This window comes from Paracidobacterium acidisoli (genome assembly GCF_003428625.2).
Taxonomy (GTDB): domain Bacteria; phylum Acidobacteriota; class Terriglobia; order Terriglobales; family Acidobacteriaceae; genus Paracidobacterium; species Paracidobacterium acidisoli.
The window spans coordinates 663,985-689,781 of sequence record NZ_QVQT02000001.1; the positions used below are offsets into that span (position 1 = coordinate 663,985).

Below are 25,797 nucleotides of genomic sequence, written 5' to 3' on the forward strand. Positions count from 1 at the left end.
CCCGGTTTGGCATGCAACGTGCGTGCCCCCTCTGCCCACGCCGGCTCCATAGCCCTGTCGCAGCCTTCTTCGTCAACCTTTCCGCTGTACCGCCGATAAGCCCACCACAGGGAGGCAGCCACCGCATGATTCAGGTAGCGCGGCTCAACGGAAACCCGCTGGTCGTCAACAGCGATCTGATTCGCTATGTCGAATCCGCACCGGATACGACGATCACACTCATCAACGGGGAAAAGATTGTCGTGCTCGAAAGCTGCGACGAGGTCGTGAGCCGCACCATCGCATGGCGCGCGCGGCTGCTGAGCGAGGCCGCAAAGCTTTCCCCCGCCGCCGCATGGTGGATGGCTCCGGTCTCGGCCATCCAGGCGGTCGCCGAGGCCGGCGCAGAGCAGGACGAGGAGATGGAGTCCGGCTCCGCCGCGGCCCAGCGCCGCCGCTCCGATTCGTAGCCGGCGCCACACCACAGTGATTACGCAGGACAGGATTCGCAGCAGAGGGCTGTGAAGAAGTCCGGGACAGTTTGGAAAGCTCGAAAGAAGTTCGTCAGTATTCGGAGAGAGAAAGGCATGGATACAGCAAGTCTTGGAGGCATTCTGCTGGCGCTTGTCGGTATTCTGGCCGGCCTGTTGCTTGAGGGCGGCCACATCGGCCAGATTCTGCAGCCCACCGCGGCCATGATCGTCTTCGGAGGCACCCTCGGCGCGGTGATGCTGCAGTTCCCTCTGCGGACGGTGCTGGCCGCATGCCGGCGGCTGGTGCGCATCTTCTTTCACGGCAAAGACAGCGGCGAGGCCACGCTGCAGCAGATCGTGCGCTTCGCCAACAAGGCGCGGCGCAGCGGCATCGTCTCGCTCGATCAGGATCTGTCCACCATCGAAGATCCTTTTCTCCGCCAGGCCGTCATGCTGGCCGTCGACGGCACCGAGCCCGCCGAGCTGCGCCGCATCATGGAGCTCGAGATGGACAACCACACCGAGATCGAGGAGAAGATTCCCGCCGTCTTTGAATCCGCCGGAGGCTTCGCCCCCACCATCGGCATTCTCGGCGCCGTGATGGGGCTGATCCAGGTCATGCAGCACCTCGATCACATCGACGAAGTGGGCAAGGGCATCGCCGTGGCCTTCGTCGCCACCATCTACGGCGTGGCCTCGGCCAATCTCTTCTTTCTTCCCGTCGCCGGCAAGCTGAAGCACCGCATCCATGAAGAGCAGTTCGTGCGGCACATGATGCTCGAAGGCATCGTCTCCATCCTCGAAGGAATGAACCCGCGCATTCTCGAGGTGAAGCTGGAGAGCTTTCTGACCTCGCCGCGCGCCAAAGGCAAAGAGGAGAGCAAACCGGCATGAGGCGGCGCAGGCGCGGACACAATCCGGGGCATGAGCGCTGGCTGGTCTCCTATGCCGACTTCATCACGCTGCTCTTCGCCTTCTTTGTCGTGCTCTACGCCAGCTCGCGGGCCGATCAGAAGAAGCAGGCGCAGATCTCCCAGGCCATCCACTCCGCCTTTCAGGTGCTCGGCCTCTTCCCCGCGTCCTCGTCGAAGACGCCCGACGGAAAGGCGACAAAGACCCCGGATCAGTCCGTGATGCCGGTCAACATCATCCTCGGAGACGATCTGGCCGCCTCGCCGCGCGCGCTCGAAGACTTCGAGCGGATACGCAGAAAGCTCGCGGACCGGCTCTCCAACCAGATCGCCACGCATATCGTCGCGCTGCGCATCGGGCGCGAGGGACTCGTGATCTCACTGCGCGAGGCAGGCTTCTATGACAGCGGATCGGCGGTGCCGCACCGCTCCTCGCAGTCCAGTCTCGATCAGATCGCTGAAGTGCTCGCCGCCAGTCCGTGGGACATCCGCATCGAGGGACACACCGACAACGTGCCCATCCACACCGCGCAGTTCGACTCCAACTGGGAGCTCTCGACGGCGCGCGCCAGCGAGCTGGCCCGCTTCTTCATTCTGCGCCATACCATCGCGCCGCAGCGTCTCTCCGCCTCGGGCTATGCGGAGTTCCATCCCGTCGCCAGCAATGCCACGCCGGAGGGCCGCGCCGTCAACCGCCGCGTCGATATCATCGTTCTGCCGCGCATCAGCGGCACGCCGTCTGCGTCCCCGGCCACACAAACCCAGACGCAGCCTCAGCCTCCAGTCCAGCCACAGACTCAGGCCCAGGCGCAGGCCGTATCGCAGCTCGCGCATCTTCCCTCAGCGCCTCTGCCCGCTCACGACAGCCCTCGCCGCAACCAGCCCTGAGCCGCGCTCCCGCTCCCGATAAATCCTGGCCTCTTTCTGACACGCGCCCGGAAGCATGAAATCGGACTGAGGCTTTTGCCTTCCTGCGCCGCGGCCGCCGCCGGTTTCTTACAATCATCTGTATGGCTCGAGCGTCTGCATCGCGATCCCCGCTGCGATTTCCGGAATCTGAGCCGCCTGCTCTTCCGGCCGCTTCGGCTGCTCGCCGCCTGCGCCGCATGTATGACCGTCTTCTGCAGCTCTGGGGGCCGCAGGCCTGGTGGCCGGCGAAGACGCCTCTCGAGGTCGTGATCGGCGCATACCTTACGCAGAGCACTTCATGGAAGAGCGTGGAGCGATCGCTTGCGAATCTCGACGCTCGCGGCCTTCTCGCGCATGGAAAGCAGTCCATCGAGGCCATCCACGCCCTCTCCGAAGAGGAGCTGCGCTCGCTGATCCGTCCCTCCGGCTATATGACGCGCAAGGCCGCCTCCATCAAATCCTTCGCTGCGTTTCTGATCGCCGAGTACAACGGCAGCCTCGAGGCGCTTGCCGCCGAGCCGACGGCCATCATCCGCGCAAAGCTGCTCGCGCTGCCCGGCGTTGGACCGGAGACCGCCGACGCCATCCTTCTCTATGCGTTCGGCCATCCGGCCATGGTCGTCGACGAATACCTACGCCGCATCGTCACGCGCCACGGCCTGTTGCCGGAGAAGGCAAAGTATCCTGCGATTCAGTCGCTCGCCGTCTCCGCCTTTGCCCAGGACACACCACGCGAGCGGCTCACGCACTACAACGAATTTCATGCGCTGATCGTCGAGACCGGCAAGCGGTACTGCGGCCCCACTCCGAAGTGCGAAGAGTGCCCGCTCGCTTACGACCGGAAGGCGGCGCGATAAGCTGAGAGGGATGCCTTCCATTCTCAACGCAGCCACCACCAGCGCCGGAAAGCTGCGCGACTTCTCCGCCGCGGCCGGCCACAGCGGTATCCGCATCGAGCCGCTCCCCGGACTCCGCGATATCCCCGCGCCGGAAGAAGACCAGCCCACCTTCGAAGGCAACGCGCGGCTCAAGGCGGCATACTACAGCCGCTTCGCGCCCGATCTTCTGGTGCTTGCCGACGATTCCGGTCTCGAGGTCGACGCGCTCTCCGGGCATCCCGGCGTCCGCTCCGCGCGTTATGCCGCCGATGCCGGTTTTTCCCCCGCAGGCGTCGCCACGCTCGACGAGCGCAACAATCTTTACCTGCTCGAACAGATGAAGAACATCGCCGCTGAAGTCCGCACCGCCCGCTACCGCTGCGTCCTTGCCGTGGCCCGCGGCGGGGAAGTCCTGGCGATCGGAGAAGGCGCTGTAGAAGGCAGCATTCTCACCGCACCCCGGGGAGACGGTGGATTCGGCTACGATCCGCTCTTCTGGCTGCCCGAGCTTCACAAAACGATGGCGGAAATCGATCCTGCGGCCAAAAACGGCTTCAGCCACCGGGGACGCGCTTTTTCAGCGCTGATCGCCGCGATGGCTGAGCAAAACGAGAAGATGTAAAGCTGTGGTCTGCTTACGCGTAGTTCAGGGACTCTGCCAGACGGGGATAAAGTCCGCTGTGGCTGCCCTGATAAAGGGCCAGCAGTCTCTGCGACATCAGATGGTATGCCGTTGCCGCCTCGTGAATGTAGAACGGAATGCGAATCGGCTTGCGCTGCAGCAGCATGCTGAAGCGAATACGGCGAATGGAGCGGCGGAGCTGCACCGCATCCCGGCGGATTCTCTCCGACACGATAGCCGCCTCTTCATAGTTCCAGCGCTGCACCCAGGCAGCAAGCTGAATCAGCACTTCGGCGTTTTTGTACATGCTGTCGAGGCCCTGTTTGCCGCCGACCAGCTGCCACATGTCGCCCGGCTCCAGCTCAATCTGGTTCTGGCCTGGCTGCAGGTTATCCATGGCAACGATCGAGATGCCCGAAAACGGGACAGGGACAATACGAGCTGCCAGTCCATCCCACGTCGCAGAGCGAAGCTTCTGGCTCGCAATCTGCGTATAGAGGAACCCGGCAACAACCAGTGCTACAAACACACCCAGAGCCACTATCGACATAAATCCAACCTTTAAGTGTTGTGATTCCTGGGACCGCTTACGGCGCGCAATCCAAACTGCGTTTGCTGATGCAGGCTACGAAGGTAGTTCTGCATATCGGGAGACAGTGTACGACTTTCCGGCTCAGGAAGCCAGAAAATTATTGCCCAGTAAACTGCAGCCAGATCATAGGCGACCAGCCGGATATGTTCCAGAGCATCGTAATGCCAGGTCTGGCCAAAATAGCTGTGAGCCGCTTCCACCAATAGCGCCACCACCGCCCAGGCGGCAAATCCCTGCCCCAGGCTCATCACGTAGTTACGCCACACCAGGCCAAGCTGGGTCGAAGCGAGCCGCATCGCCAGAAAAAGCTCGCACGTCAGCATGATGGAAAAGAGGTTAGCCCGGGAGATCCACGAGCCCAAAGTGTGCGGAACGGTCGGATTAACCAGCCACACCACAAGCACCGCAACGACTGCGCCAGCCAGGCCCACGATAATGAAAAGCCGCCGTGCGTCCTGCACCCAGGTGCCGGTCGGCTTCAGAACATTGCGGGCGATCTCAAAAACCAGCGCCAGCTGCAGAACAAGGTCGAGGATGGAAGACGACCAGTAAGCCCCTGCGTAAATACCGGAGCTGCAAAAACGGTAGACGAAGTAAAGGACAATATCGAAAACGACGATCTCAAAACCGACCAGGGCGGTAAACACCGGAAACTGCTTCCACCTGCCGCGAAAGAACAGCACGAGGAGCACGGCGGCGTTTCCGAGGAAACCCGCCGCCCACAACGCCCGATCAAGAAGAGAGAGCTGCATCCCGTAACTATCTTACCTTTCCACAGCGATAGCTCAGGGTAGTTTCTCCTGCACCTAAAGTGCTATGCAGTCATAGCTGGAGGCAGCTTCGGAGACGGTGCTCCGCCACCCATCGGCACAGCGGCATAGCTCGGCGGCAGCTTCGGAGACGGCGCTCCACCACCCATTGGGACGGCGGCGTAGGACGGATCAGCAGTATAGCTCGGCGGGAGCTTCGGGGTTGGTGCTCCACCGCCCATCGGCACAGCGGCAAAAGATGGCGGCAGTTTCGGCGTCGGTGCACCACCTCCCATAGGAACGGCAGCATAGGCTCCGGTGCTAAGGATGAGGAGGGAGGCGGACAGGAACAGGTTGCGGGCGGAAAGGCTCATGAAAGGCTCCAGAGCGCGGCTGCGCTCACTTCAAGAGTACTCCGCAAAGCACAGGAAACAAAGGGTTTTTACCTTTCATTTATGGCAACAACTTGTTTCTCGACTAAATTCCCCTCCCCGGAAACTTGACCTTTCATTCATTTTGTGTTTTTCGTGCATTCCTAACGGGTTCTCTGGAATCCGTTCCAGGGTCACTCGATATGCATTTCGTCCAGCAATGACGCGGTCGTTTCCATGACATGAAAAAAGCGCACCGGTATACGGAACAGAGCAAAATCGTATGCCTGCGCTGTCATTCGCTTGTCCTCCGCCGTCCGGCAGGAAGCTGCACCAAAAGTGGTATCTGGCGGGAGCAGCGCACTTTTCATATCGGATTCACGCCCTGTTCATCTCTGCCCGGGCCTGTATGCACCAGTTCCAGGGCTGTTGCCACGAGTTTTCCACAGGCGCGAAAATCGCCGCCGCCCTCGGTTTTCGGAACCGTTTCCGGAAAATTGCCGCTGCATGCCAACCCATTCTGCTGCAGCTTTCTTGACGATGATTCGTTTCAGAACCAATAATGAATCTTGACACTTCCAGCGCTTCAGCAAGAGCGATCCATGCAGTCTGCCTGGTGCCGGCTGCGATCACCTCAGTCCTGCACCGCCAGGGTCCGGACAACCGGCCGGGTCTCCTTCGCGCGGGCACATAACCAGCCTTCCCTGCGATTCACCAGGTCGCGAAGGCGAGGAACCAGCGTGCGTACGATTCCATCAGTTGATATCCGATCAGATATCCGGGGGGTGCGACTGTGAGCGCATCCACGGCAGTGACCGCGGACCAGAATCGGGCGCCGGGCTTCTGGCAGTCGACCAACGGCAAGAAGGCCGTGATGGCAGTCACCGGCGCCATCATGTTCCTGTTCATCATCGGCCACGTCGCAGGCAACCTGCAGATCTTCGAAGGCCCGGACAAGCTCAACGCCTACGGACACTTTCTGCACAGCATCGGAGAGATCCTCTGGGTTGTCCGCGTTGTGCTGATCGCCAGCGTGATCCTGCATATCACGGCGACCGTGCAGCTGGCGCTGCGCAACAAGGCGGCGCGGCCGGTCGGCTATTCGCGCAAGCAGGCCATCAACTCGTCCTATGCCTCGCGCACCATGTACTGGAGCGGGCCTATCGTGCTCGTCTTCATCATCTTTCACCTGCTGCAGTTCACCGCCGGCTATATCCATCCGGGATCGCAGTTCATTGAGGGCGATGTGTACCACAACGTCGTCGCCGGCTTCCAGGTCTGGTGGGTTTCGGTCTGGTACATCTTCGCCGTCAGCCTGCTTGGCCTGCATCTGCGCCACGGCATCTGGAGCGCCTTCCAGTCCATCGGATACAACCATCCGCGGCACACGCCGCTGCTGAAGAAAGCTGCGCTCATCATCGCGCTGCTCATCACCCTTGGCTACATTTCCATTCCGATAAGCGTTCTGCTGGGGCTGGTAAAGTAAATGACACTCGACTCGAAACTACCCTCCGGACCGATTGAAACCGCGTGGCAGCGCACACGCTTCGACCTCAAGCTGGTCAACCCCGCCAACAAGCGCCGTCATTCGATCATCGTCGTCGGCTCCGGACTTGCCGGCGGATCGGCCGCGGCCACCCTCGGTGAGCTCGGCTACAACGTCAGGTGCTTCTGCTTTCAGGATTCGCCGCGCCGCGCCCACTCCATCGCCGCACAGGGCGGCATCAACGCCGCCAAAAACTATCAGAACGACGGCGACAGCGTCTATCGCCTCTTCTACGACACGGTGAAGGGCGGCGACTTCCGCGCCCGCGAGGCCAACGTTTACCGCCTCGCCGAGATCAGCGTCAGCATCATCGACCAGTGCGTGGCCCAGGGCGTTCCCTTCGCCCGCGAATACGGCGGCGCGCTCACCAATCGCTCCTTCGGCGGCGCGCAGGTCTCGCGCACCTTCTACGCCCGCGGACAGACAGGCCAGCAGCTGCTGCTCGGCGCTTATCAGGCCCTCGAGCGCCAGGTGCACGAAGGCACCGTCACCATGTATCCGCGCACGGAGATGCTCGACCTCATCGTCATCGACGGCAGAGCGCGCGGCATCGTCACGCGCAACCTCATCACCGGCGAGCTCGATGTCCACATCGCGGATGCGGTCATTCTCGGCACCGGCGGCTACGGCAACGTCTACTATCTCTCGACCAACGCCAAGGGATCGAACGTCACCGCAAGCTGGCGCGCGCACAGGCGCGGCGCGCTCTTCGCCAATCCCTGCTATACGCAGATTCACCCCACCTGCATCCCCGTCTCCGGCGACTACCAGTCCAAGCTCACGCTCATGTCCGAGTCGCTGCGCAACGACGGACGCATCTGGGTACCGGTGAAAAAGGGCGACAAGCGCTCGCCCGATCAGATTCCTGAGTCCGAGCGCGACTACTATCTCGAGCGCCGTTATCCCAGCTTCGGCAATCTTGTTCCGCGCGATGTGGCGTCACGCAACGCCAAGGCTGTCTGCGACGAAGGCCGCGGCGTGGGCGAGACCGGCCTCGGTGTTTACCTCGACTTCTCCGACGCCATCAAACGGCTCGGCAGGCACGTCATCAGCGAGCGCTACGGCAACCTCTTCGACATGTACCAGCGCATCACCGACGAAGACCCGTACAAGGTGCCGATGCGCATCTACCCCGCCATCCACTACACCATGGGCGGCCTCTGGGTCGACTATCACCTGCAGAGCACCATCCCCGGCCTCTTCGTCCTCGGCGAAGCCAACTTCTCCGACCACGGCGCCAACCGCCTGGGAGCCAGCGCGCTCATGCAGGGACTCTCCGATGGCTACTTCGTCATTCCCTACACCATCGGCAACTACCTCGCGACCAACAAATTCCCAAAGGCCGATGCCTCGCACCCCGAAGCGCAGGCCGCCGTCGCCTCCGTAAGACAGATCACCGATAAGCTGCTCTCGATCAAAGGCCACCGCACGGTCGATTCCTTCCATCGCGAGCTTGGAAAGATCATGTGGGACGAGTGCGGCATGTCGCGCACGGCCGAGGGTCTCAAAAAAGCCATCGGTCAGATCCGCGCCCTGCGCGAGGAGTTCTGGCAGAACGTCAATGTGCCCGGCTCGGGCGACGATCTCAACCAGAGCCTCGAAAAGGCCGGCCGCGTGGCCGACTTCTTCGAGCTCGGCGAGTTGATGTGCATTGATGCCCTCGAGCGCAACGAGTCCTGCGGCGGCCACTTCCGCGAGGAGTATCAGACCGCGGAAGGCGAGGCGCAGCGCGACGACGAGCACTACTCCTACGTCGCCGCATGGGGATATCGCGGACCCGGCAACGCTCCTGAGCTGATAAAGGAGCCGCTTGAGTTCGACTACGTTCACCCCAGCCAGAGAAGCTATAAATAATCCGGCAGGAATTGAAATTAAGCAGCCCGGCAGAGATTGGATAAGTTATGAAATTGACTCTCAAAATCTGGCGCCAGAAGAGCAGAAACGACAAGGGACAGTTCGTCACCTACACGATGAACGACGTCAATCCCGAGATGTCCATGCTCGAGTGCCTCGATGTGCTGAACGAAACGCTCATCGAAAAGGGCGAGGAACCGGTTGCCTTCGAGCACGACTGCCGTGAAGGCATCTGCGGCTCCTGCGGCTTCATGATCAACGGCGTCGCTCACGGTCCGGAGCGCGCCACCACCGTCTGCCAGCTCACCATGCGCCACTTTAAGGATGGGCAGGAGCTGGTCATCGAGCCGTGGCGTGCAAAGGCCTTCCCGCAGATCAAGGATCTCGTCGTCGACCGCCGCGCCTTCGACCGCATCATCGCCTCCGGCGGATACGTCTCCATCTCCACCGGCAATGCGACCGACGGCAACACGCACCTCATCGGCAAAGACACCTCCGACCGCGCCATGGACGCCGCCGCCTGCATCGGCTGCGGAGCCTGCGTCGCCGCCTGCCCCAACGCGTCAGCCGCGCTCTTTACCGGTGCCAAGATCGCCCACCTCGGCATTCTGCCCCAGGGCAAGCCTGAGCAGGATCGCCGCGCCCGCGGCATGGTGGCGCAGCTGAACACCGAGCCCTTCGGCAGCTGCACCAATATCGGCGAGTGCACCGGCGCCTGCCCCAAGGAGATTCCTCTCGAGGTCATCTCCGTCATGAACCGCGACTACATCCGCGCCAGCTGGAAGAAGCGCGATGACGATGTGCGCACCGTGCGTCCCGTCACCGACTGGAGCCTCTCTTCAAAGCCATAAGCCGGTCGATCAACCCGGCGCTGCAGCCAATTTGCGGAATGCCCGTTCTCTCCTGAGAGCGGGCATTCGCATTTATACCGCTTACGGCAGGCTTGTTTTCAGCAGCGCAGCGCATTCCGTCTTCGCCGCTCCTGTTCATGCCCGGTACACGCGCCGGATCTCATCCACCAGCTTCACCCACGCCTCCAGATCGACGAAGTGTCCCACTCCCGGCAGCGGACGCCAGTCTCCCTCGCAGCCCGCGTCGTTAAAGCTTTTGATCGACACCGCCGACGGCAGCGCGCCGTCCTCCATGCCCCACACCAGCGTTACCGGCGTAGTGATCGGCGTCTTATACAGGTCATACAGCCGTCTGTGCCGCGAAGGAAAAATGAGCGACTGGAAAAACTGCCGGTAGTACTCCACCGGCCCGTGTATATCGCGCGGACGCTGAAAGCGCGCCACAATCTCATCCACCAGCGCGCGGTCCATCGTTCCCGGCTGCCCTTCCCGCACGGTGAAGGACCAGCGCAGCGCCTTTCGCCCGATGCCTGTCGTCATAAACCACTCCGGCAGATACGGCACCTGATACGGCAGCACCCACGGAATGCGAAAGATCTGCCAGTCCTCCAGCGTGAACGCGGCGCGCACCAGCGTCCTGGGATGCGTGCAGTTCACCACCACCAGCCTGCGAATCATCGGCGAGAAGCGATGCGCAAAGAGCCATCCGATCGCGCCGCCCCAGTCGTGCGTCATCAGCAGCGCGCCCTGTATGCCCAGCGCTTCGATCAGCGCCTTCACATCGTCGGTCAGCGTGAAGACGTCATAGCCGCTCTTTGGATAACTCGATCCGGGAAACCCACGCAGATCCGGCGCGTAGATGCGGCACTCCGGCATCAGCTCCATCACATGCCGCCAGCTCATCCACCCTTCCGGATAGCCGTGCAGGCACAGAATCTGCGGTGCGCTCTGCGGTCCCGACACAGCTACGTGAAAGGTGATGCCGTTGGCGGCCACCTGTCTGTGTTCGATCAGGGCCACGGTGCGTGCTCCGAAAATGAGAGTGTGAAAACTTCGGATCAGCGAAAAACGAGGTGCTCCGGACAATACCAGAAAGACCTGCCCTTCGCCAGAAAGATTTGCCCGCCGCCCGGCAGCGATCCTCCGTGAAATCGAGCCTTCCGTTGTTACAATCCCCTTGCCGGCGCTGCTCCTTCTCGCCTGCTCACTGTCCTGTTCCGTTGCCCGCCACCATGCTTCCGCACATCGCGAAGCAATCCACACAGACCTCTGCAAAGGTTCCCTCCGTGACGCATACACGCTCTCATCTCTCTCCGGAAGCGGTGCACAACAGCGCCATCGTCATCGACACGCACGCTGACACCACGCAGCGCCTCGTCGACGAGCACTACGACCTCGCCGATCCTCTCCATGGCGGCGACTTTAACTTCGCTTCGGCAAAGCAGGGCAACCTTGCCGCCGAGTTCTTCGCCATCTGGGTCCGGCCCGACCTCTGCAAGGGGCAGGAGGCGCACCGCACCCTTGCGCTCATCGATGCCGTTTACCAGCAGGCCGCAAAGCATCCCGGCAAAATGCGCATGGCCTTCTCACCCGCCGGCATTTACGCCGCGCACCGCGAGCACAAACTCGCCGCGCTCATGGGCATCGAAGGCGGCCACTCCATCGAGAACAGCCTTGGCCTGCTCCGCGACTACTACCGCCTCGGCGTGCGCTACATGACGCTCACCTGGTCGAACTCCATCGACTGGGCCAACTCCTCCGGCGATGAAGGCAGGCCCGGTGTGCCGCACACTCCCGACGGGCTCACGCCCTTCGGCAAAGAGGTGGTGCGCGAGATGAACCGCCTCGGCATGATGGTCGACATCTCCCACGCCGCCGACGATACCTTCTGGGCCGTCATCGCCACCTCGAAAGCTCCCGTCATCGCCTCTCACTCCTGCGCCCGCGCGCTCTGCGACGCGCCGCGCAACATGACCGACGAGATGCTTCGCGCCGTCGCCAAAAGCGGCGGAGTCATTCAGGTGAACTTCTACTCGGCCTTTCTCAGCCAGGCTTATCGCAACGCTTTACTCGCGCAGCAGCCGCAGGTGGACAAGGCAAAGCAGACGCTCCGGGACCGGTACAAAGCCGAAGGTAAAGAGGTCACGTACCGTGATCTCGAAAAAATCGAGCTCGAATACGCCAATCGCATTCCGCGTCCGCCCTTCAGCGACCTTATCGATCACATCGACCACATCGCCGAAGTGGCAGGCATCGACCACGCCGGTCTCGGCTCCGACTTCGACGGCGTCGGCGGACAGCTTCCTCAGGGCATCGACTCGGCCGCCGATCTGCCGAAGATCACCGCAGCGCTCATGGCCCGCGGCTACTCCGCGCAGGACTGCCGCAAAATTCTCGGCGGAAATTTCCTCCGCGTCTTCCGCCAGGCGCAGGCCGTGGCAAAGCAGATGCAAAGCGCGCCGCAATAATCAGACCTTATTCGCTCGCCTCGGGATCTCCATCCGCTCGCGGCGGCTGGCCCCAGGCACGGCGCATACGTTACCCTGTCCTTTCGGACTTTTGAATGATCTCGATACGACGCACCGCCCTGGCCTTTGCCATTACGACATGCCTCGCTCTCACCGCCGCTGCGCAGCAGCCGGCCACTCCGCAGACGCCTCCCGCAACGCCTGCGCCCGCATCCGGCCAAACGCCCAGCCCCGCATCGACTCCCGCATCCAGTCAGGACCTGCCCGATGCTCCCGGAGCGCAGCCGCAGGCTCGTCCCGCGCCCGAACCCACCGGCCCCACCGCCGTTCTCGACACCAGCATGGGCCGCATCACCTGCCAGCTCTTTTCGCAGCAGGCGCCCGAGACCGTCGCCAATTTCATCGGCCTCGCCGAAGGCACAAAGGACTGGACCGATCCCGTCACGAAGGAAAAAGTGCACGGCAAGCCCTTCTACGACGGCACCATCTTTCACCGCGTCATTCCCGACTTCATGATCCAGGGCGGCGACCGCACCGGCACCGGCATGGGCGATCCCGGCTACCTCTTTAAGGATGAGCTCAACCCGGACCTGAACTTCGACGTGCCCGGACGGCTCGCCATGGCCAACTCCGGCCCCGATACCAACGGCTCGCAGTTCTTCATCACCGAAGTGCCGACCGAGTGGCTCAATCAGAAGCACACCATCTTCGGTCAGTGCGATCAGCACGGCATCCTCGTCGCCCAGTCCATCGCTCAGGTCCAGCGCGACCGCGACGACAAGCCGGCCGATCCCGTCGTTCTCAAAAAAGTGACCATCGTTCCAACTGGTCAGCCTCTGCCGCCTCCGCCTGCGGATACCACCGCTCCGGCGCAGGCCCCCGCTGCAGCGCCGCAAGCCGCTCCGCAGCAGTAACCTCATCTTCAACCAACACGTGAGGAGTTCTCTGTATGTCGCGTCAACCTGGAACTTATGCCGTTTTCAATACCAGCGAAGGACAGATCGTTGTCCGCCTTTTCGAGAAGGACGCGCCCAAGACCGTCGCCAACTTCATCGAGCTCGCCGAAGGATCGCGCGAATGGACGCACCCCATCACGAACAAAAAGAGCAGTGACAAACTCTACGACGCCACCATCTTTCACCGCGTCATTCCCGACTTCATGATCCAGGGCGGCGATCCCGCAGGCTCCGGCTTCGGCGGCCCCGGCTATCGCTTCGAGGACGAGACCAAGGGCTCTCCGCACCGTTTCGACAAGAAGGGCAAGCTGGCCATGGCCAATGCCGGACCCAACACCAACGGCTCGCAGTTCTTCATCACCGTCGCCGCGACCGACTGGCTCACCGGCAAGCACACCATCTTCGGTGAAGTGGTCGAAGGTCAGGAGATCGCCGACAAAATCTCCAAAGTGGCGACCGCCGCGCAGGACAAGCCGCGTAATCCTGTCGTGATCCAGAGCCTGCAGATCGAGCGCGTCGCTTAATTCACAGGCCGCAGTGCTTCTTCAAAGGCCCGCTCCGCGCGGGCCTTTCTTCTGCCGGAAGGACGATCGCGCAGGCCTGCTCTTCAGCTCCTCTGCCGTGGTCGAACCACAATACGATACGATTCGAAGAGAGCCGAAACCCACCATGCAGATCAGAGTGAAGCGCGCGATCGAGAATGTCCCCGGAGGCATGATGATCGTTCCGCTCGTCCTCGGAGCCGTCATCACCACCCTCGCTCCGCGCACCGCCGCCTTCTTCGGCTCCTTCACCGGCGCTCTGTTCACCGGCGCGCTTCCCATCCTCGCCGTCTTCTACGTGTGCATGGGAAGCACCATCTCCGTGCGCTCGCTTCCTGAGGTCGTCCGCCGCGGCGGTGCTCTGATGGGCACCAAGATCGTGCTCGGCATCCTCGCCGGTCTTCTGCTGGGACACCTCATCGGCGTACAGCCCATTCACGGAGGCTGGTTCGCCGGCGTCTCCACGCTCGCCGTGGTCGCTGCCGTCAACGACACCAACGGCGGACTGTACATGGCGCTCATGAGCCAGTACGGCAGCTCCGAAGAGGCAGCGTCTTACTCCGTCATGGCGCTGGAGTCGGGACCGTTCTTCACCATGATCACCCTTGGCGTCGCCGGTCTGTCCAGCTTTCCCTGGCAGACGCTGCTCGGCGCCATCCTGCCTCTCGCCATCGGCATGATACTCGGCAACCTCGACTCCGAGCTGCGCGATTATCTCGGCAGCGCCGCCCCGGTCATGATTCCTTTCTTCGCCTTCGCCCTCGGCGCCACGCTCGACCTCCGCCGCGTGTGGGAGGCAGGCCTGCTCGGCGTGGCACTCGGCATCGCCATCATCCTCGTCACCGGAACCCTGCTCATCCTCATCGACCGCCTCATCGGCGGCAAAGGCACGGCCGGCATCGCCGCCGCCACCACTGCAGGAAACGCCGCCGCCGTGCCCGCGCTGGTCGCGGCCGCAAATCACCGCTACGCCGAGGCCGCCGGACCGGCAACGGTGCTCGTCGCCTCCAGCGTCATCGTCACCGCCTTCCTCGTGCCGCCGCTCACCGCATGGTGGGACCGCCGGACGCGGGGCGGCCCATCCGGCAACCCGCCGCTCCCAGCCGTTGAAGAGGCTCTCTGAATGCAGCGCATGCTGGTCATCGCCGACGATCTCTCCGGCGCCGCCGACTGCGGCGTTGCCTGCTCGAGTCACGGGCTCAGCGCCGTCGTCCTTCTCGACGAGATCGAAAACGAGATCGAGGCCGACGTCCTCTCCGTCGACAGTGACACGCGCTACGCCGCTCCCGAAAAAGCCGCTGCCGAAACAGCAAAGCTCACACGCCGTTATGGCCGCGAGCGCCTGCTCTTCAAAAAAATCGACTCCACCCTGCGCGGCAACGTCGCCGTGGAGCTGGCCGCCGCCCTGTATACGCAGCGCGAGCTCACCGGCAAACGCGTCGTTGTTGTGCTGGCTCCCGCCTTTCCGGCGCACGGACGCACCACACGCGACGGCCGGCAGCTTCTCCACGGCAGGCCGATCGAGGAGGCCGATCTCTGGCTGCGCGAGCCCGTCACGCCGCTCTCGCACATCCCCACGCTGCTGCAGACCGCCGGTCTTCTGCCCGCAGTGATCCCGCTCAGCCTTGTCCGCTCTGCGCCCGACACGCTGCGCGTCGACATGCAGCAGATGGCCGAAAAGGCCGATGTGCTCATCTGCGACGCCGAGGACGAAGATGATCTGCGCGCCATTGCCGAAGCCTCCACCGCGCTCGGGACGCAGACCATCTGGGCCGGCTCCGCGGGACTCGCCTGGCATCTGCCGCGGGCCGCAGGCCTGGCCCGCTCCACACCCTGCATCATCGACCGGCCCGCCCTTGCCGGTCCCGTGCTCTTCGTCATGGGCAGCCTCTCTCCGGTCTCGCGCGAGCAGGTCCGCACCCTCGTCTCCTCTTCCGATGTCCTTCCCATCGTCGTCTCGCCCGAAACGCTGCTGAGCGGCGCAGAGTCTCCGGAGTGGCACGAGCATCAGGCCGCGATGCGCGACGCCCTCACCTCCGGCAAAGATGTCGTCCTCACCGTCGCCGCCGACCGCCTCATCGCGCAGGAAAGAGGACAGGCGCTTTGCGCTGCTCTGGCGCAGATGGCCGCGCCCTGCCCGGAAAGCATCGGCGCTCTTGTGGCATCGGGTGGAGAAACCGCGCGCGCCGTGCTCCAGGCCTTCGGCATCACGCGCCTGCGCCTCATCGGCGAAGTCGAAGCGGGCCTGCCCTTCTCCCTTGCCGACGGCTGGAACAGACCGTTGCCGGTGCTGACCAGGGCCGGCGGATTCGGCACGCCGCAAACGCTCCTTCACTGCCTCCGGTTTCTGCGCGAGCCCGATCGTCACGCCGCGGACTCCGGCTCAACACGAAGATTCTGACCCGCGAGGATTCTGATCATGGAACGTCCCATCATCGCCATCACAATGGGAGACGCCGCCGGCGTCGGCCCCGAGGTCATCATGAAGTGCCTCGCGCATCCCGAAATGTATGAGCAGTGCCGCCCCCTGGTCATCGGCGATGCCGAGCGCCTCCGCGAAGCCGGACGCATCGCCGGCAGTCATCTCGAAGTGCGCAGCCTCGCCCTCGATGAGATCGCAAAGGCCGCCTTCCGCCTCGGCACTGTCGACTGCATCGACCTCAAGCTGATTCCGAAGGACCTTCCCTGGGGAAAGCTCTCGCCCATTGCCGGCGACGCGGCCTACCGCTACATTGAAGCCGCCGCGAAGCTCGCCCTCAGCGGCCAGGTCGCCGCCATCTGCACCGCTCCTTTAAATAAGGAGGCGCTGCACGCCGGCGGTCATAAATTTCCCGGCCATACCGAGCTGCTGGCCGCGCTCACCGGCACCGATGAAGTCTCCATGATGCTCACCACGCCGAAGATGCGCGTGCTGCACGTGACCACGCACATCGGCCTGATCGATGCCATCGCCAGGATCGAGCCCGCCCTCGTCGAGCGCACCATCGCCCGCGGATACGCCGCTCTGCAGAAGGCCGGAATCCCCGATCCCCGCATCGGCGTCTGCGGCATCAATCCGCACGCCGGCGAAAACGGCCTCTTCGGTTACGGCGAGGAAGAGACAAAGATCGTTCCCGCCATCGAAGCCTGCCGGAAAAAGGGCTGGAACGTCGAAGGCCCTCTGCCCGCCGACACGCTCTTCTTCCGCGCCCAGCGCGGCGACTTCGATCTGGTCATCGCCATGTATCACGATCAGGGGCACGGACCGGTCAAGGTGCTGGGGCTCGAATCGGGCGTCAACATCACCATCGGCCTTCCCGTCATCCGCACCTCTGTCGACCACGGCACCGCCTTCGATATCGCAGGCACCGGCAAGGCCGACGAGCGCAGTATGATCGAGGCCATGCGCCAGGCCATTCAGCTTGCTCCGCAGCACACGGCCACGCACTGAGCAGAGCAGAAAACCGGACGCACGAAAATCGGAGCAGATCTGAAAAGAAAAGAGGCCCGCCATCGAGCGGGCCTTTCTGTTGCGGATAATATGTCAGTAAGAAATGGTAGTCTTACTTCAGGGGGAAGGAGTAAAGATGGCACTCACCAGCAGCGTCAGCAGTAAGGGACAGGTCACCATTCCCCAGGAGGTGCGCGTTCGCCTGGGGCTGAAGGAAGGTGACCGGGTTGAATTTGTGGTCGAAGGCGGCCAGACCATTCTCCGTCCGGCGCACTCTCTGAAGAACCCGTTTGAAGAGTACCTCGGCGCTTTTCCTCACTTTAAAAGCCGGGAAGAGATCAATGCCTGGATTCGTGACTTACGGGATGAAGAGCCGGAAGATAAATGAGAACAGCCATTGACAGCAATGTCATCTCAGCCATCTTCTCCGCAGAATCGACGGCCAAAGACCTGATCAACGCGCTGGGGCATTCTGCCTCCCAGGGAGGCCTGGTGATCTGCCCGGTTGTGTACACGGAGCTGCACGCCTATCCGGGAGTAACCAGAGCGGACATTCATACATTTCTGGAGAAGACCCGGATTACCGTTGACTGGACGCTGGAGCGGGATATCTGGGAACTGGCATCGGAACGATTTGCGCTGTATGCCGCCCGGCGGCGGCAACACTCCGGAAATACAAAGCGCCTGATCGCCGATTTTCTGGTCGGCGCTCATGCTCTGCTGCGCGCCGATTGCCTGCTGACTTTGGATAAACGCGGATATCGAGAAAATTTTGGCGAACTAACCCTGATCGCAGTATGAAGAAAAGGCCCGCCATCGAGCGGGCCTTTCTGTTCTGGCGCGAAGCGCAGTCGCCTGGACGGCCAGTCCCGCGGTTGCCGGGGCGGCCAGTCCCGTGTACTGCCGAGCGCGCAGTTTATACGCCGATGACGGCGCAGAGCTCCTTCACGGCCTCGGCGCTCTTCTTCAGCGCTGCTTCTTCCTCCGGCGTCAGCCTGATCTCGATGATCTGCTCCAGTCCGCGCGCGCCCAGCTTGCAGGGAACGCCGATGTAGTAGCCGCTGATGCCGTATTCGCCTTCGAGAAAAGCCGCGCAGGGCAGAATCTTCTTCTTGTCCTTCAGAATGGCCTCGACCATCTCGACCGCCGCGGCCGAAGGCGCATAGTATGCGCTGCCCGTCTTCAGATACTTCACAATCTCCGCGCCGCCGTCGCGCGTGCGCTGTACGATCGCATCCAGCCGCTCCTTCGGAATCAGCTCGGTGATGGGAATGCCCGCGACCGTTGAATAGCGGGCCAGCGGCACCATCGTGTCGCCGTGTCCGCCCAGCACAAAGGCCGTCACGTTCTCGACCGAGACCTTCAGCTCCTCGGCGATAAACGTCCGGAAGCGCGCCGAATCCAGCACGCCGGCCATGCCGATCACCCGGTTGCGATTGAACTTCGCCTGGCGATACGCGGTCTGCGCCATCGCGTCCAGCGGGTTCGAGACGATGATCAGAATACAGTCCGGCGAAGCGGCGATGGCCTTGCCGACCACGTCCGACATGATCTTGTAGTTGGTCTGCAGCAGATCGTCGCGGCTCATGCCCGGCTTGCGGGCAATGCCGGCGGTGATCACCACGATGTCCGAATTTGCCGTGTCGGCGTAATCGTTCGTGCCGAGAATGTGCGCGTCGCGCTTCTCGATCGGCATCGCTTCCAGCAGATCGAGGCCCTTGCCCTGCGGCACACCTTCCACCACATCGATCAGCACCACATCGGCCAGTTCCTTCGAAGCGATCCAGTGAGCCGCCGTGGCTCCCACATTTCCAGCGCCGACGATCGTTACTTTCTTCCGCATACTTCTCCTCTGTCTTCAGTTCTTAGTGGTCAGTTGCCAGTGGTCAGTTGCCAATCACCACCGGGGACTGACAACTGGTACCGGATGACTATCCCTTTACATGTTCTCGATCATGCGGGTGGCGAACTCGCTCGTCTTCACCTTGGTCGCGCCCTGCATCTGCCGCTCGAAGTCATAGGTCACGAACTTCTGCTGAATCGTCTTCTCCATCGAGCTTTCGATCAGCTTCGCCGCTTCCTTCCAGCCGATGAACTCAAAGAGCATCACGCCCGAGAGCATTACCGATCCCGGATTAATCACGTCCTTGTCCGCATACTTCGGAGCTGTGCCGTGCGTCGCCTCAAACACTGCATAGCCGTCGCCGATATTCGCACCCGGCGCAATGCCGAGCCCGCCCACCTGCGCCGCGCAGGCGTCGGAGATGTAATCGCCGTTGAGGTTCGGGCAGGCCAGAACGCTGTACTCATCCGGCCGGATAATCACCTGCTGGAAGATCGAATCGGCGATGCGGTCGTTGATCAGCACCTTCTTCTTCCACTGTCCGTTGCCGTGCGTCGCGCCGATCGAATCGAGCACGCCCTTCACCTGCGCGAACAATGCCTTGCGGAAGTCCTCGGAGCCGAACTCGAGTCCCGGCTCGATCATCGCCGCATTCTGCTCGACGGTCAGGCTGGGGTTCGCTTCCACATTGCCCAGCACCCAGCTCTCGAACTCCGTCACCACATCGGCGCGGAACTCGGCAACTGCAACCTCATAACCCCACTCGCGGAAGGCGCCTTCGGTGAACTTCTGAATATTGCCCTTGTGCACCAGCGTGACCGACTTGCGCGCGTTGGCGACCGCATATTTAATGGCGTTCCGCACCAGCCGCTTCGTGCCGGTAATCGAGATGGGCTTGATGCCGACGCCCGAATCCTCGCGCACCTTCTTTTTGCCGCCCTTCAGCATATCGTTGTTGAGGAAGTCGATCAGCTTCTTCACTTCCGCAGTGCCCTGCTGAAACTCGATGCCCGCATAGACGTCTTCCGTGTTCTCGCGGAAGATCACCACATCCAGCTTCTCCGGATGCTTCACCGGGCTGGGCACGCCCTGGTAGTACTTCACCGGACGCACGCACGTATACAGATCCAGAATCTGGCGCAGCGCCACATTCAGCGAGCGAATGCCGCCGCCCACCGGCGTCGTCAGCGGTCCCTTGATCGAGACGCGCAGATCGCGCGCCGCATTCACCGAGTCATCCGGCAGCCAGGTTTTGAACTCGCGGAAGGCCTTCTCGCCCGCATAAATCTCAAACCACTTCACGGCGCGCTTCCCGCCGTAAGCCTTTTCCACGGCCGCGTCGAAGACGCGCTGCGAGGCCTTCCAGATATCGCGGCCCGTGCCGTCGCCTTCGATAAAGGGAATGATCGGGTGATCGGGAATGTTGAACTTGCCGTCTGCGTACTGAATCACCTGACCATCGGCAGGCAAAGAAAGCCCGTTGTAACTCGTCTGCATGTGCGCTGATTTCCTCGAACTGGGGTGGAGTGAAGCCAATACCCAAGCTAACATCTGCGAAAGATGAGTGGCAACGGGCCGACGCCCCGCGGTACATCTCTGCGCCTCAGGCGCCGGTCACAGGAAAATACGCTTCGCGCGGAAATTCCGGCCAAAACCTCTGCGGTAGCGTTACCATGTTTGCGATGATCGCTCTCTGGTTTCGCCGCCTCTCCCTTCTGTCGCTCGCCTTCCTCACGCCACTGTGCCTGGCGCAGCAGCCGCTGCGCGTCGCCGTCGTCGGACTCGAGCACGGACACATCACCGGCTTTCTCAGTCAGTTTCCGAAGCAGCACGATGTGGAGCTGGTCGGCATCGCCGACGCCGACACCGCGCTCTGCGACCGCTACGAGCATCAGTTCCATCTCGATCACAGCCTCTTCTACTCCGATCCCGCAAAGATGGTCGCCGCCACGCATCCGCAGGCGCTGCTGGTCTACACCGCCGTCGGCGAGCATCGCAGAGTGATCGAGTTCGCTGCAGACCACAACCTGGCGGTGATGGTCGAAAAGCCGCTCACGCTCTCCGTCGACGATGCGCTGGCCATTCGCAAAGCCGCGCGCGAGCACCATATTCAGGTGCTGGTGAACTACGAGACCACGTGGTACTCCAGCAACCGCGCCATTTATGACATGCTGCAGCAGGGCAAACTCGGCGATATCCGCAAGGTGATCGTGCGCGACGGCCATCAGGGTCCGGCCGAGATCCACGTCCAGCCGGAGTTCCTCAAATGGCTCACCGATCCCGCTGAAAATGGGGCCGGCGCTCTCTACGACTTCGGCTGCTACGGAGCCGATCTGATGACCTGGTTCATGCATGGCGAAGCGCCCATCAGCGTCACCGCGGTCGCGCAGACCGACAAGCCGCAGACCTATCCCCGTGTGGACGACGATGCGACCATCGTCCTGCGCTATCCGCGCGCGCAGGCCGTGCTCCTGCCCTCCTGGAACTGGACCTTCGGCGTCAAGGACATGGAAGTGTACGGCAACAAGGGATACGCCATCGCCGTGAACGGAGGCAAAGAGGTGCGCGAGCGCTTCGCGGAGCGTGCTCCGGAAGACACCTTCACCGCGCCGCCTCTGGCCGCGCCCGAAGACAGCTCCCTGCACTACCTCGCCGCCGTGCTGCGCGGGCAGATCCAGCCGCACGGCGATCTCACCGCGCTCGATACCAATGTGATCGTCGTGCAGATTCTCGACGCCGCGCGCGAGTCGGCGCGCACCGGAAAAACCGTCACCCTGCATCCGCTGCCGGAATAACCCTCTCCGGTATGTGTGCCCCGCGTCCGGCTTTCGGACGCGGGAAACCTTCGAAGGCGTATCCTGAGTCGTGATCCGAATCCGCTTTGCTGCCGTCTTCGCTCTCGCTGCCTGTGCCACGCTCTTTGCTGCACCGGCGCGAGCGCTGCAGTACTCCGCCGACCGCCCCGTGGGTGCTACCGCGCAGCAGAAGCCTTCCTACCTGCAGCATGCGGGAATCGACCAGAATCTCAATCACGGACTGCCGCTCAGCGATCACTTCCGCGATGAATCCGGCGCCGACGTTACGCTCGGCAGTTTTTTCTCGCAGCGCCCCGTCGTCATGGCGCTCATGTACTACAAGTGCAAAATGCTCTGCCCTGAGGTGCTGCACGGCATGGCTACAGCGCTTCCGCAGACCGGCTTCCACCCCGGCCGTGAATTCGATGTGGTCGTCGCCAGCATCGATCCCGGAGACACGCCCGCCGATGCCGCCGAAGAGAAGCAGCATTTCCTCAGCATGATGGACGCTCCTCCCGATGCCGCCGCGCATGTTCACTTCCTCACCGGGCCGCAGCAGTCCATCACCGATCTCGCGCAGGCCATCGGCTTCCACTACGTCCGCGTGCCCGGCCCCGACGGCAAAATGGATCAGTACGCGCACTCGAGCGTCATCCTCATCGCCACGCCTGACGGCCGCATGTCGAAGTATCTCTTCGGCGTCAGCTACCAGCCGCGCGACGTGCGCCTCGCACTGGTGGAAGCGAGCAACCGGCACATCGGCACGCTCAGCGACCTCGTGCTGCTTTACTGCTGCAGCTACTCGCCCACGCAGGGACGCTACACCGTCGCCATTCTGCGCGTGCTCGGCCTCGCCGGCATGGGCTCGCTGCTCGCCGTGATGATGCTGCTCTATTTACTGTCGAAGAAGCCGAAGGCCACCGTCACTCCGGCATAATTCCATCTGGCCGGCTCACAGCCTGGCCAGAGATCCCCGCTGCTCGGCGGCCGCCGCATCTCCGGCGTCTTTGCGCGATCCGCTGCGCACTATCATCGCCGCCACATACGCCGCGCCGAATCCGTTGTCGATGTTCACCACCGCCACATTCGGCGAGCAGGAGTTGAGCATCCCCAGCAGCGCCGCCACGCCGCCAAAGGCCGCGCCATAGCCCACGCTGGTCGGCACCGCAATCACCGGAGCCGCCACCAGGCCGCCCACCACGCTCGGCAGCGCGCCTTCCATGCCCGCGCACACCACCACCGCCTGCGCCCGGCCCAGCACTTCGCCCTGCGCCAGCAGCCGGTGCAGCCCGGCCACACCCACATCGTGTACGCGGTCGACCGTCAGCCCCAGATACTCCGCCGTCACCGCAGCCTCTTCGGCCACCGGCAGATCGCTCGTTCCCGCACAGACCACCGCAATCCGTCCGGCATCCTCTGCCGGCCGCGACTGCCGCAGCCCGACAATGCGTGCCTGCTCGTGATACACCGCCACCGGGACGCGCGCCCGCACCGCGGCAAAAGCATCGGCACCGGCGCGGGTCGCGATCACGTCGCCGCCCGCGGCCGCCATGCGCACAAAGATCTCCGCCACCTGCTCCGGCGTCTTTCCCGCCGCGTAGATCACCTCCGGCAGCCCCAGCCGCAGCGAGCGATGATGATCGATTTTGGCGATGCCGGCATCTTCGTAGGGCAGATGCGCCATGCGGCGCATGGCATCGGCAGGAGCCGTCAGCCCGCACGACACCTCTTCGAGCAGCCGCAGGATCGACTCCGGCGTCATCGCTTCTCCATCCCAGCGCGCGGCGCTGCCGTCAGCGCCTCCAGCGGCAGCAGCTCGTTCATCGAGCCCGAGCGGTAGCCGTCGCAGTCGACCGCAACATAATGGAAGCCCGCAGCCCGCACCGCCCGCGAAAGATCGTGGAAGAACGACACATTCAGCGCCTTCGCCAGCTCCTCCTCCGCGATTTCGATACGCGCCACGCTGCCGTGATGCCGCACGCGGAAGTTCCGCAGCCCCAGCCCGCGCAGCGCGCCTTCGGCCTCTTCCACCATGCGCAGCGCCTCCGGCGTCACGCGGCGGCCATACTCAATACGCGAGGAAAGACATGCAGAGGCCGGCTTGTCCCATACCCGCAGCTCCGCCTCTTTCGCCAGCGCGCGAATCTCTGCCTTCGTCAGCCCGGCATCGGCCAGCGGAGCCGCAACCTGATGCCCGACAGCAGCCCGCTGCCCCGGCCGGAAATCCTTTTTATCGTCCAGATTCAAGCCGTAGGCCACGGCCCCAAAGCCCAGCCGCCCGCGCTCCGCTTCCAGAACCGTGAACAGCTCATCCTTGCAGTGAAAGCAGCGATTCGCATCGTTCACCGCATACGCTTCCTGCTCCAGCTCGCGTGTCTCGACCGTCCGCAGCGGAATGCCCTGCTCCTCCGCAAAGGCCACCGCGTCGCGATAATGGCTGCGGTCGAGCGAGGCCGAGTCGGCGATCACCGCCAGCATCCGGTCGCCGAGCACCTGATGCGCCATCCACGCCAGATACGCCGAATCGATCCCTCCGGAGTACGCGACCAGCAGGCTCTCCAGCTCGCGCAGCCTGGCCCGCAGCGATGCTTCCTTCCCGCGCAGTTCGATATCGGCACTTTCTTCCGTCATCTCTTCTATTCTCCACCATCCTGTAATTTTTGGATGCGAAGCAGCTCTGCGGCCCGAAGAACCCCTCAGGCTCGCGCCGCGCCTGAAGGGGAAATCCATCCGGAAGCAGCCCTGCAGCGTCGGCAAATCCGGCAAAAATTGAAGATGCGGCCTGCGAGCGATAAGGTAAAGGAGATGAGCCCCCTCCCGGCGAACAGCGCGCACACCCCTGCGCTTTCCCCCGAAGAACGCCTCGATAAGCGCAGGCTCATCCTCCGCGATACCGCCTCTCTGGCGAGCTTATTTGCCATTACCGCGGTTCTTTTCGTCATCACCTGGTTCTTTTTCCGCTCCTTCGAGCATCACCGCGAAGAGCTTGCCCAGCGCTGGCTGACCCGCGGGCAGACCGAGATGCAGAAGGGCCATCCCGTGCAGGCCGTCTACGCCCTGCGCTCGGCCCTCGCCTACTCTCCCGGCCGCCGCGATATGGAGATTCAGCTCGCCACCGCGCTCGCCGCCGCCGGACGCACCCAGGAAGCGATCGCCTACTTCAGCAACCTGCACGACGCCGCGCCCGGCGATGGCATCATCAATCTGCAGCTTGCCCGCCTGGCCGCAAAACAGAAGAACAGCGGCGCCGAAACGCAGCGCGATTACGAAGCTGCCCTCGATGGAACCTGGCAGGGCGACGGTTACACCCGCCGCCGCGAGGTGCGCCTTGAAATGGCCGCCTGGCTCATCGGCCGGCATGATTTCGACCGCGCCCGCACCCAGTTGCTCGTCGCTGCCGGCAATGCGCCCGACGACCCCGCCATAAAGCTGCAGATCGCCGGGCTGCTCGAACAGGCACAGGACCCCGAAAGCGCCCTCCGCATTTACAGCGCCGTGGCCCGGAGGAAGCCGGTCTCCCTCGACGCGCTCGAAGGAGCCGGCCGCACCGCCTTCGAGATCAGCCGGTATGAGACCGCGCGGCTCTGGCTGGAGCGCGTCACCGGCCATCCGGAGTTCTCCACACGGCCGGAAGCCGAGCGCAGCGCCAATCAGGACATGCTCAATATTTCCGTTCGTCTGCTCAACCTTTATCCCGGCCCCGGACTGAACATGCGGCCCCGCGCCGAGCGTGTGCTCTACGCCAAAAAGACGGCCTCGGCCCGCATGGCTGCCTGCGCCGCCGCTCAGCCTCAGAATGCGCTGGCGCTGGCCGATCTCACCACGCGCTGGCATCAGCTTCCGGCAAGCCCGAAACCACTGCAGCTCGAGCAGCAGCCGGAGCTCGAGGAATCTGTCATGCAGCTTGTTTTCGATACCGAGCGCGCCACCGCGGGCCTCTGCGGCGCGCCCGCCGGAGACGATGCGCTGCTGCTGCGCATGGCGCAGATACCCGTCGCGCACGACCAGGACTGAACTTCAGAAGAGAT

28 protein-coding genes are annotated in these 25,797 nt (G+C 63.0%); 19 read left to right on the top strand and 9 right to left on the bottom strand.

Going from position 1 to position 25,797, the window contains the following annotated elements:
• Positions 1–125 precede the first annotated feature (125 nt).
• The 5 genes from D0Y96_RS02835 to D0Y96_RS02855 all read left to right on the top strand — a co-directional run bounded on the left by D0Y96_RS02835 (position 126) and on the right by D0Y96_RS02855 (position 3,772).
• Positions 126–449 carry a flagellar FlbD family protein gene (locus D0Y96_RS02835; protein ID WP_117297800.1) on the top strand — a complete coding sequence of 108 codons (324 nt, stop codon included), beginning with the start codon at positions 126–128 and terminating at the stop codon, positions 447–449.
• Between the two features lie 117 nt (positions 450–566).
• Entirely contained in the window at positions 567–1,346 is a 780-nt protein-coding gene (locus D0Y96_RS02840) for a flagellar motor protein (RefSeq protein ID WP_117297801.1), read from the top strand.
• Positions 1,343–2,251: a flagellar motor protein MotB gene (locus tag D0Y96_RS02845; protein ID WP_117297802.1), complete on the top strand. Its 909-nt coding sequence runs from the start codon at positions 1,343–1,345 to the stop codon at positions 2,249–2,251. The genes D0Y96_RS02840 and D0Y96_RS02845 overlap by 4 nt, the downstream gene beginning before the upstream one ends.
• Before the next feature lie 218 nt (positions 2,252–2,469).
• Positions 2,470–3,129, top strand: a complete 660-nt coding sequence (locus tag D0Y96_RS02850; RefSeq protein ID WP_252263397.1) for an endonuclease III domain-containing protein — start codon at positions 2,470–2,472, stop codon at positions 3,127–3,129.
• 10 nt (positions 3,130–3,139) lie between these two features.
• Positions 3,140–3,772, top strand: a complete 633-nt coding sequence (locus D0Y96_RS02855; protein ID WP_117297804.1) for a non-canonical purine NTP pyrophosphatase — start codon at positions 3,140–3,142, stop codon at positions 3,770–3,772.
• Between the two features lie 13 nt (positions 3,773–3,785).
• On the opposite strand, the gene D0Y96_RS02860 is transcribed toward D0Y96_RS02855, so the two are convergent.
• The 4 genes from D0Y96_RS02860 to D0Y96_RS02875 form a co-directional block, all read right to left on the bottom strand.
• Positions 3,786–4,322 carry a hypothetical protein gene (locus tag D0Y96_RS02860; protein WP_117297805.1) on the bottom strand — a complete coding sequence of 179 codons (537 nt, stop codon included), beginning with the start codon at positions 4,320–4,322 and terminating at the stop codon, positions 3,786–3,788.
• Between the two features lie 11 nt (positions 4,323–4,333).
• A complete protein-coding gene (locus D0Y96_RS02865) occupies positions 4,334–5,116 on the bottom strand; it encodes a hypothetical protein (protein WP_117297806.1) in 783 nt (260 codons plus the stop codon).
• Positions 5,117–5,178: 62 nt separating this feature from the next.
• Positions 5,179–5,487: a hypothetical protein gene (locus D0Y96_RS02870; protein ID WP_147324895.1), complete on the bottom strand. Its 309-nt coding sequence runs from the start codon at positions 5,485–5,487 to the stop codon at positions 5,179–5,181.
• Positions 5,488–5,678: 191 nt separating this feature from the next.
• Positions 5,679–5,855 (bottom strand): hypothetical protein, encoded by a 177-nt coding sequence (locus D0Y96_RS02875; RefSeq protein ID WP_158562148.1) that lies wholly within the window; start codon positions 5,853–5,855, stop codon positions 5,679–5,681.
• Positions 5,856–6,277: 422 nt separating this feature from the next.
• Here D0Y96_RS02875 and D0Y96_RS02880 point away from each other — a divergent pair, with 422 nt between their 5' ends.
• From D0Y96_RS02880 to D0Y96_RS02890, 3 genes are read left to right on the top strand one after another with little or no spacing between them, the layout of a single operon-like run.
• Entirely contained in the window at positions 6,278–6,970 is a 693-nt protein-coding gene (locus D0Y96_RS02880) for a succinate dehydrogenase cytochrome b subunit (protein ID WP_350448954.1), read from the top strand.
• On the top strand, positions 6,971–8,884 hold the full coding sequence (locus tag D0Y96_RS02885) for a fumarate reductase/succinate dehydrogenase flavoprotein subunit (RefSeq protein ID WP_117297807.1): 1,914 nt from the start codon (positions 6,971–6,973) through the stop codon (positions 8,882–8,884).
• A gap of 47 nt (positions 8,885–8,931) precedes the next feature.
• Entirely contained in the window at positions 8,932–9,735 is an 804-nt protein-coding gene (locus D0Y96_RS02890) for a succinate dehydrogenase/fumarate reductase iron-sulfur subunit (protein WP_117297808.1), read from the top strand.
• A gap of 135 nt (positions 9,736–9,870) precedes the next feature.
• On the opposite strand, the gene D0Y96_RS02895 is transcribed toward D0Y96_RS02890, so the two are convergent.
• A complete protein-coding gene (locus tag D0Y96_RS02895) occupies positions 9,871–10,755 on the bottom strand; it encodes an alpha/beta fold hydrolase (RefSeq protein ID WP_117297809.1) in 885 nt (294 codons plus the stop codon).
• A 266-nt stretch (positions 10,756–11,021) separates the two neighbouring features.
• On the opposite strand from D0Y96_RS02895, the gene D0Y96_RS02900 reads away from it, so the two are divergent.
• From D0Y96_RS02900 to D0Y96_RS02935, 8 genes are all read left to right on the top strand, one after another.
• Complete coding sequence (locus D0Y96_RS02900) at positions 11,022–12,203, top strand: dipeptidase (protein ID WP_350448955.1); 1,182 nt, start codon at positions 11,022–11,024, stop codon at positions 12,201–12,203.
• A 95-nt stretch (positions 12,204–12,298) separates the two neighbouring features.
• On the top strand, positions 12,299–13,117 hold the full coding sequence (locus D0Y96_RS02905) for a peptidylprolyl isomerase (RefSeq protein ID WP_117297810.1): 819 nt from the start codon (positions 12,299–12,301) through the stop codon (positions 13,115–13,117).
• 35 nt (positions 13,118–13,152) lie between these two features.
• A complete protein-coding gene (locus D0Y96_RS02910; protein ID WP_117297811.1) occupies positions 13,153–13,683 on the top strand; it encodes a peptidylprolyl isomerase in 531 nt (176 codons plus the stop codon).
• 145 nt (positions 13,684–13,828) lie between these two features.
• The gene (locus D0Y96_RS02915; protein WP_117297812.1) at positions 13,829–14,824 is read left to right on the top strand and encodes a 2-keto-3-deoxygluconate permease; all 996 of its coding nucleotides are present in this window, start codon (positions 13,829–13,831) and stop codon (positions 14,822–14,824) included.
• On the top strand, positions 14,825–16,102 hold the full coding sequence (locus tag D0Y96_RS02920; RefSeq protein WP_117297813.1) for a four-carbon acid sugar kinase family protein: 1,278 nt from the start codon (positions 14,825–14,827) through the stop codon (positions 16,100–16,102).
• Between the two features lie 18 nt (positions 16,103–16,120).
• Positions 16,121–17,131, top strand: a complete 1,011-nt coding sequence (gene pdxA, locus D0Y96_RS02925) for a 4-hydroxythreonine-4-phosphate dehydrogenase PdxA (RefSeq protein ID WP_199480154.1) — start codon at positions 16,121–16,123, stop codon at positions 17,129–17,131.
• A 136-nt stretch (positions 17,132–17,267) separates the two neighbouring features.
• Complete coding sequence (locus D0Y96_RS02930; protein WP_117297815.1) at positions 17,268–17,519, top strand: AbrB/MazE/SpoVT family DNA-binding domain-containing protein; 252 nt, start codon at positions 17,268–17,270, stop codon at positions 17,517–17,519.
• Positions 17,516–17,932, top strand: coding sequence for a type II toxin-antitoxin system VapC family toxin (locus D0Y96_RS02935; RefSeq protein WP_117297816.1), 417 nt, complete (start codon positions 17,516–17,518; stop codon positions 17,930–17,932). The genes D0Y96_RS02930 and D0Y96_RS02935 overlap by 4 nt, the downstream gene beginning before the upstream one ends.
• Positions 17,933–18,047: 115 nt before the next feature.
• On the opposite strand, the gene mdh is transcribed toward D0Y96_RS02935, so the two are convergent.
• On the bottom strand, positions 18,048–18,974 hold the full coding sequence (gene mdh / locus D0Y96_RS02940) for a malate dehydrogenase (RefSeq protein ID WP_117297817.1): 927 nt from the start codon (positions 18,972–18,974) through the stop codon (positions 18,048–18,050).
• Positions 18,975–19,070: 96 nt separating this feature from the next.
• Entirely contained in the window at positions 19,071–20,471 is a 1,401-nt protein-coding gene (locus tag D0Y96_RS02945; protein ID WP_117297818.1) for an NADP-dependent isocitrate dehydrogenase, read from the bottom strand.
• 176 nt (positions 20,472–20,647) lie between these two features.
• Here D0Y96_RS02945 and D0Y96_RS02950 point away from each other — a divergent pair, with 176 nt between their 5' ends.
• Positions 20,648–21,769, top strand: a complete 1,122-nt coding sequence (locus D0Y96_RS02950) for a Gfo/Idh/MocA family protein (RefSeq protein ID WP_252263398.1) — start codon at positions 20,648–20,650, stop codon at positions 21,767–21,769.
• Positions 21,770–21,839: 70 nt separating this feature from the next.
• Positions 21,840–22,706: an SCO family protein gene (locus D0Y96_RS02955; RefSeq protein WP_117297819.1), complete on the top strand. Its 867-nt coding sequence runs from the start codon at positions 21,840–21,842 to the stop codon at positions 22,704–22,706.
• A gap of 15 nt (positions 22,707–22,721) precedes the next feature.
• Here the strand turns inward: D0Y96_RS02955 and larB are convergent, their stop codons facing one another.
• A complete protein-coding gene (gene larB / locus D0Y96_RS02960; protein ID WP_117297820.1) occupies positions 22,722–23,531 on the bottom strand; it encodes a nickel pincer cofactor biosynthesis protein LarB in 810 nt (269 codons plus the stop codon).
• The gene (larE, locus tag D0Y96_RS02965; RefSeq protein ID WP_117297821.1) at positions 23,528–24,400 is read right to left on the bottom strand and encodes an ATP-dependent sacrificial sulfur transferase LarE; all 873 of its coding nucleotides are present in this window, start codon (positions 24,398–24,400) and stop codon (positions 23,528–23,530) included. The genes larB and larE overlap by 4 nt, the downstream gene beginning before the upstream one ends.
• A gap of 174 nt (positions 24,401–24,574) precedes the next feature.
• Between larE and D0Y96_RS02970 the strand changes: the two genes are divergently transcribed.
• Positions 24,575–25,783, top strand: coding sequence for a tetratricopeptide repeat protein (locus D0Y96_RS02970; RefSeq protein ID WP_158562149.1), 1,209 nt, complete (start codon positions 24,575–24,577; stop codon positions 25,781–25,783).
• Positions 25,784–25,797 lie beyond the last annotated feature (14 nt).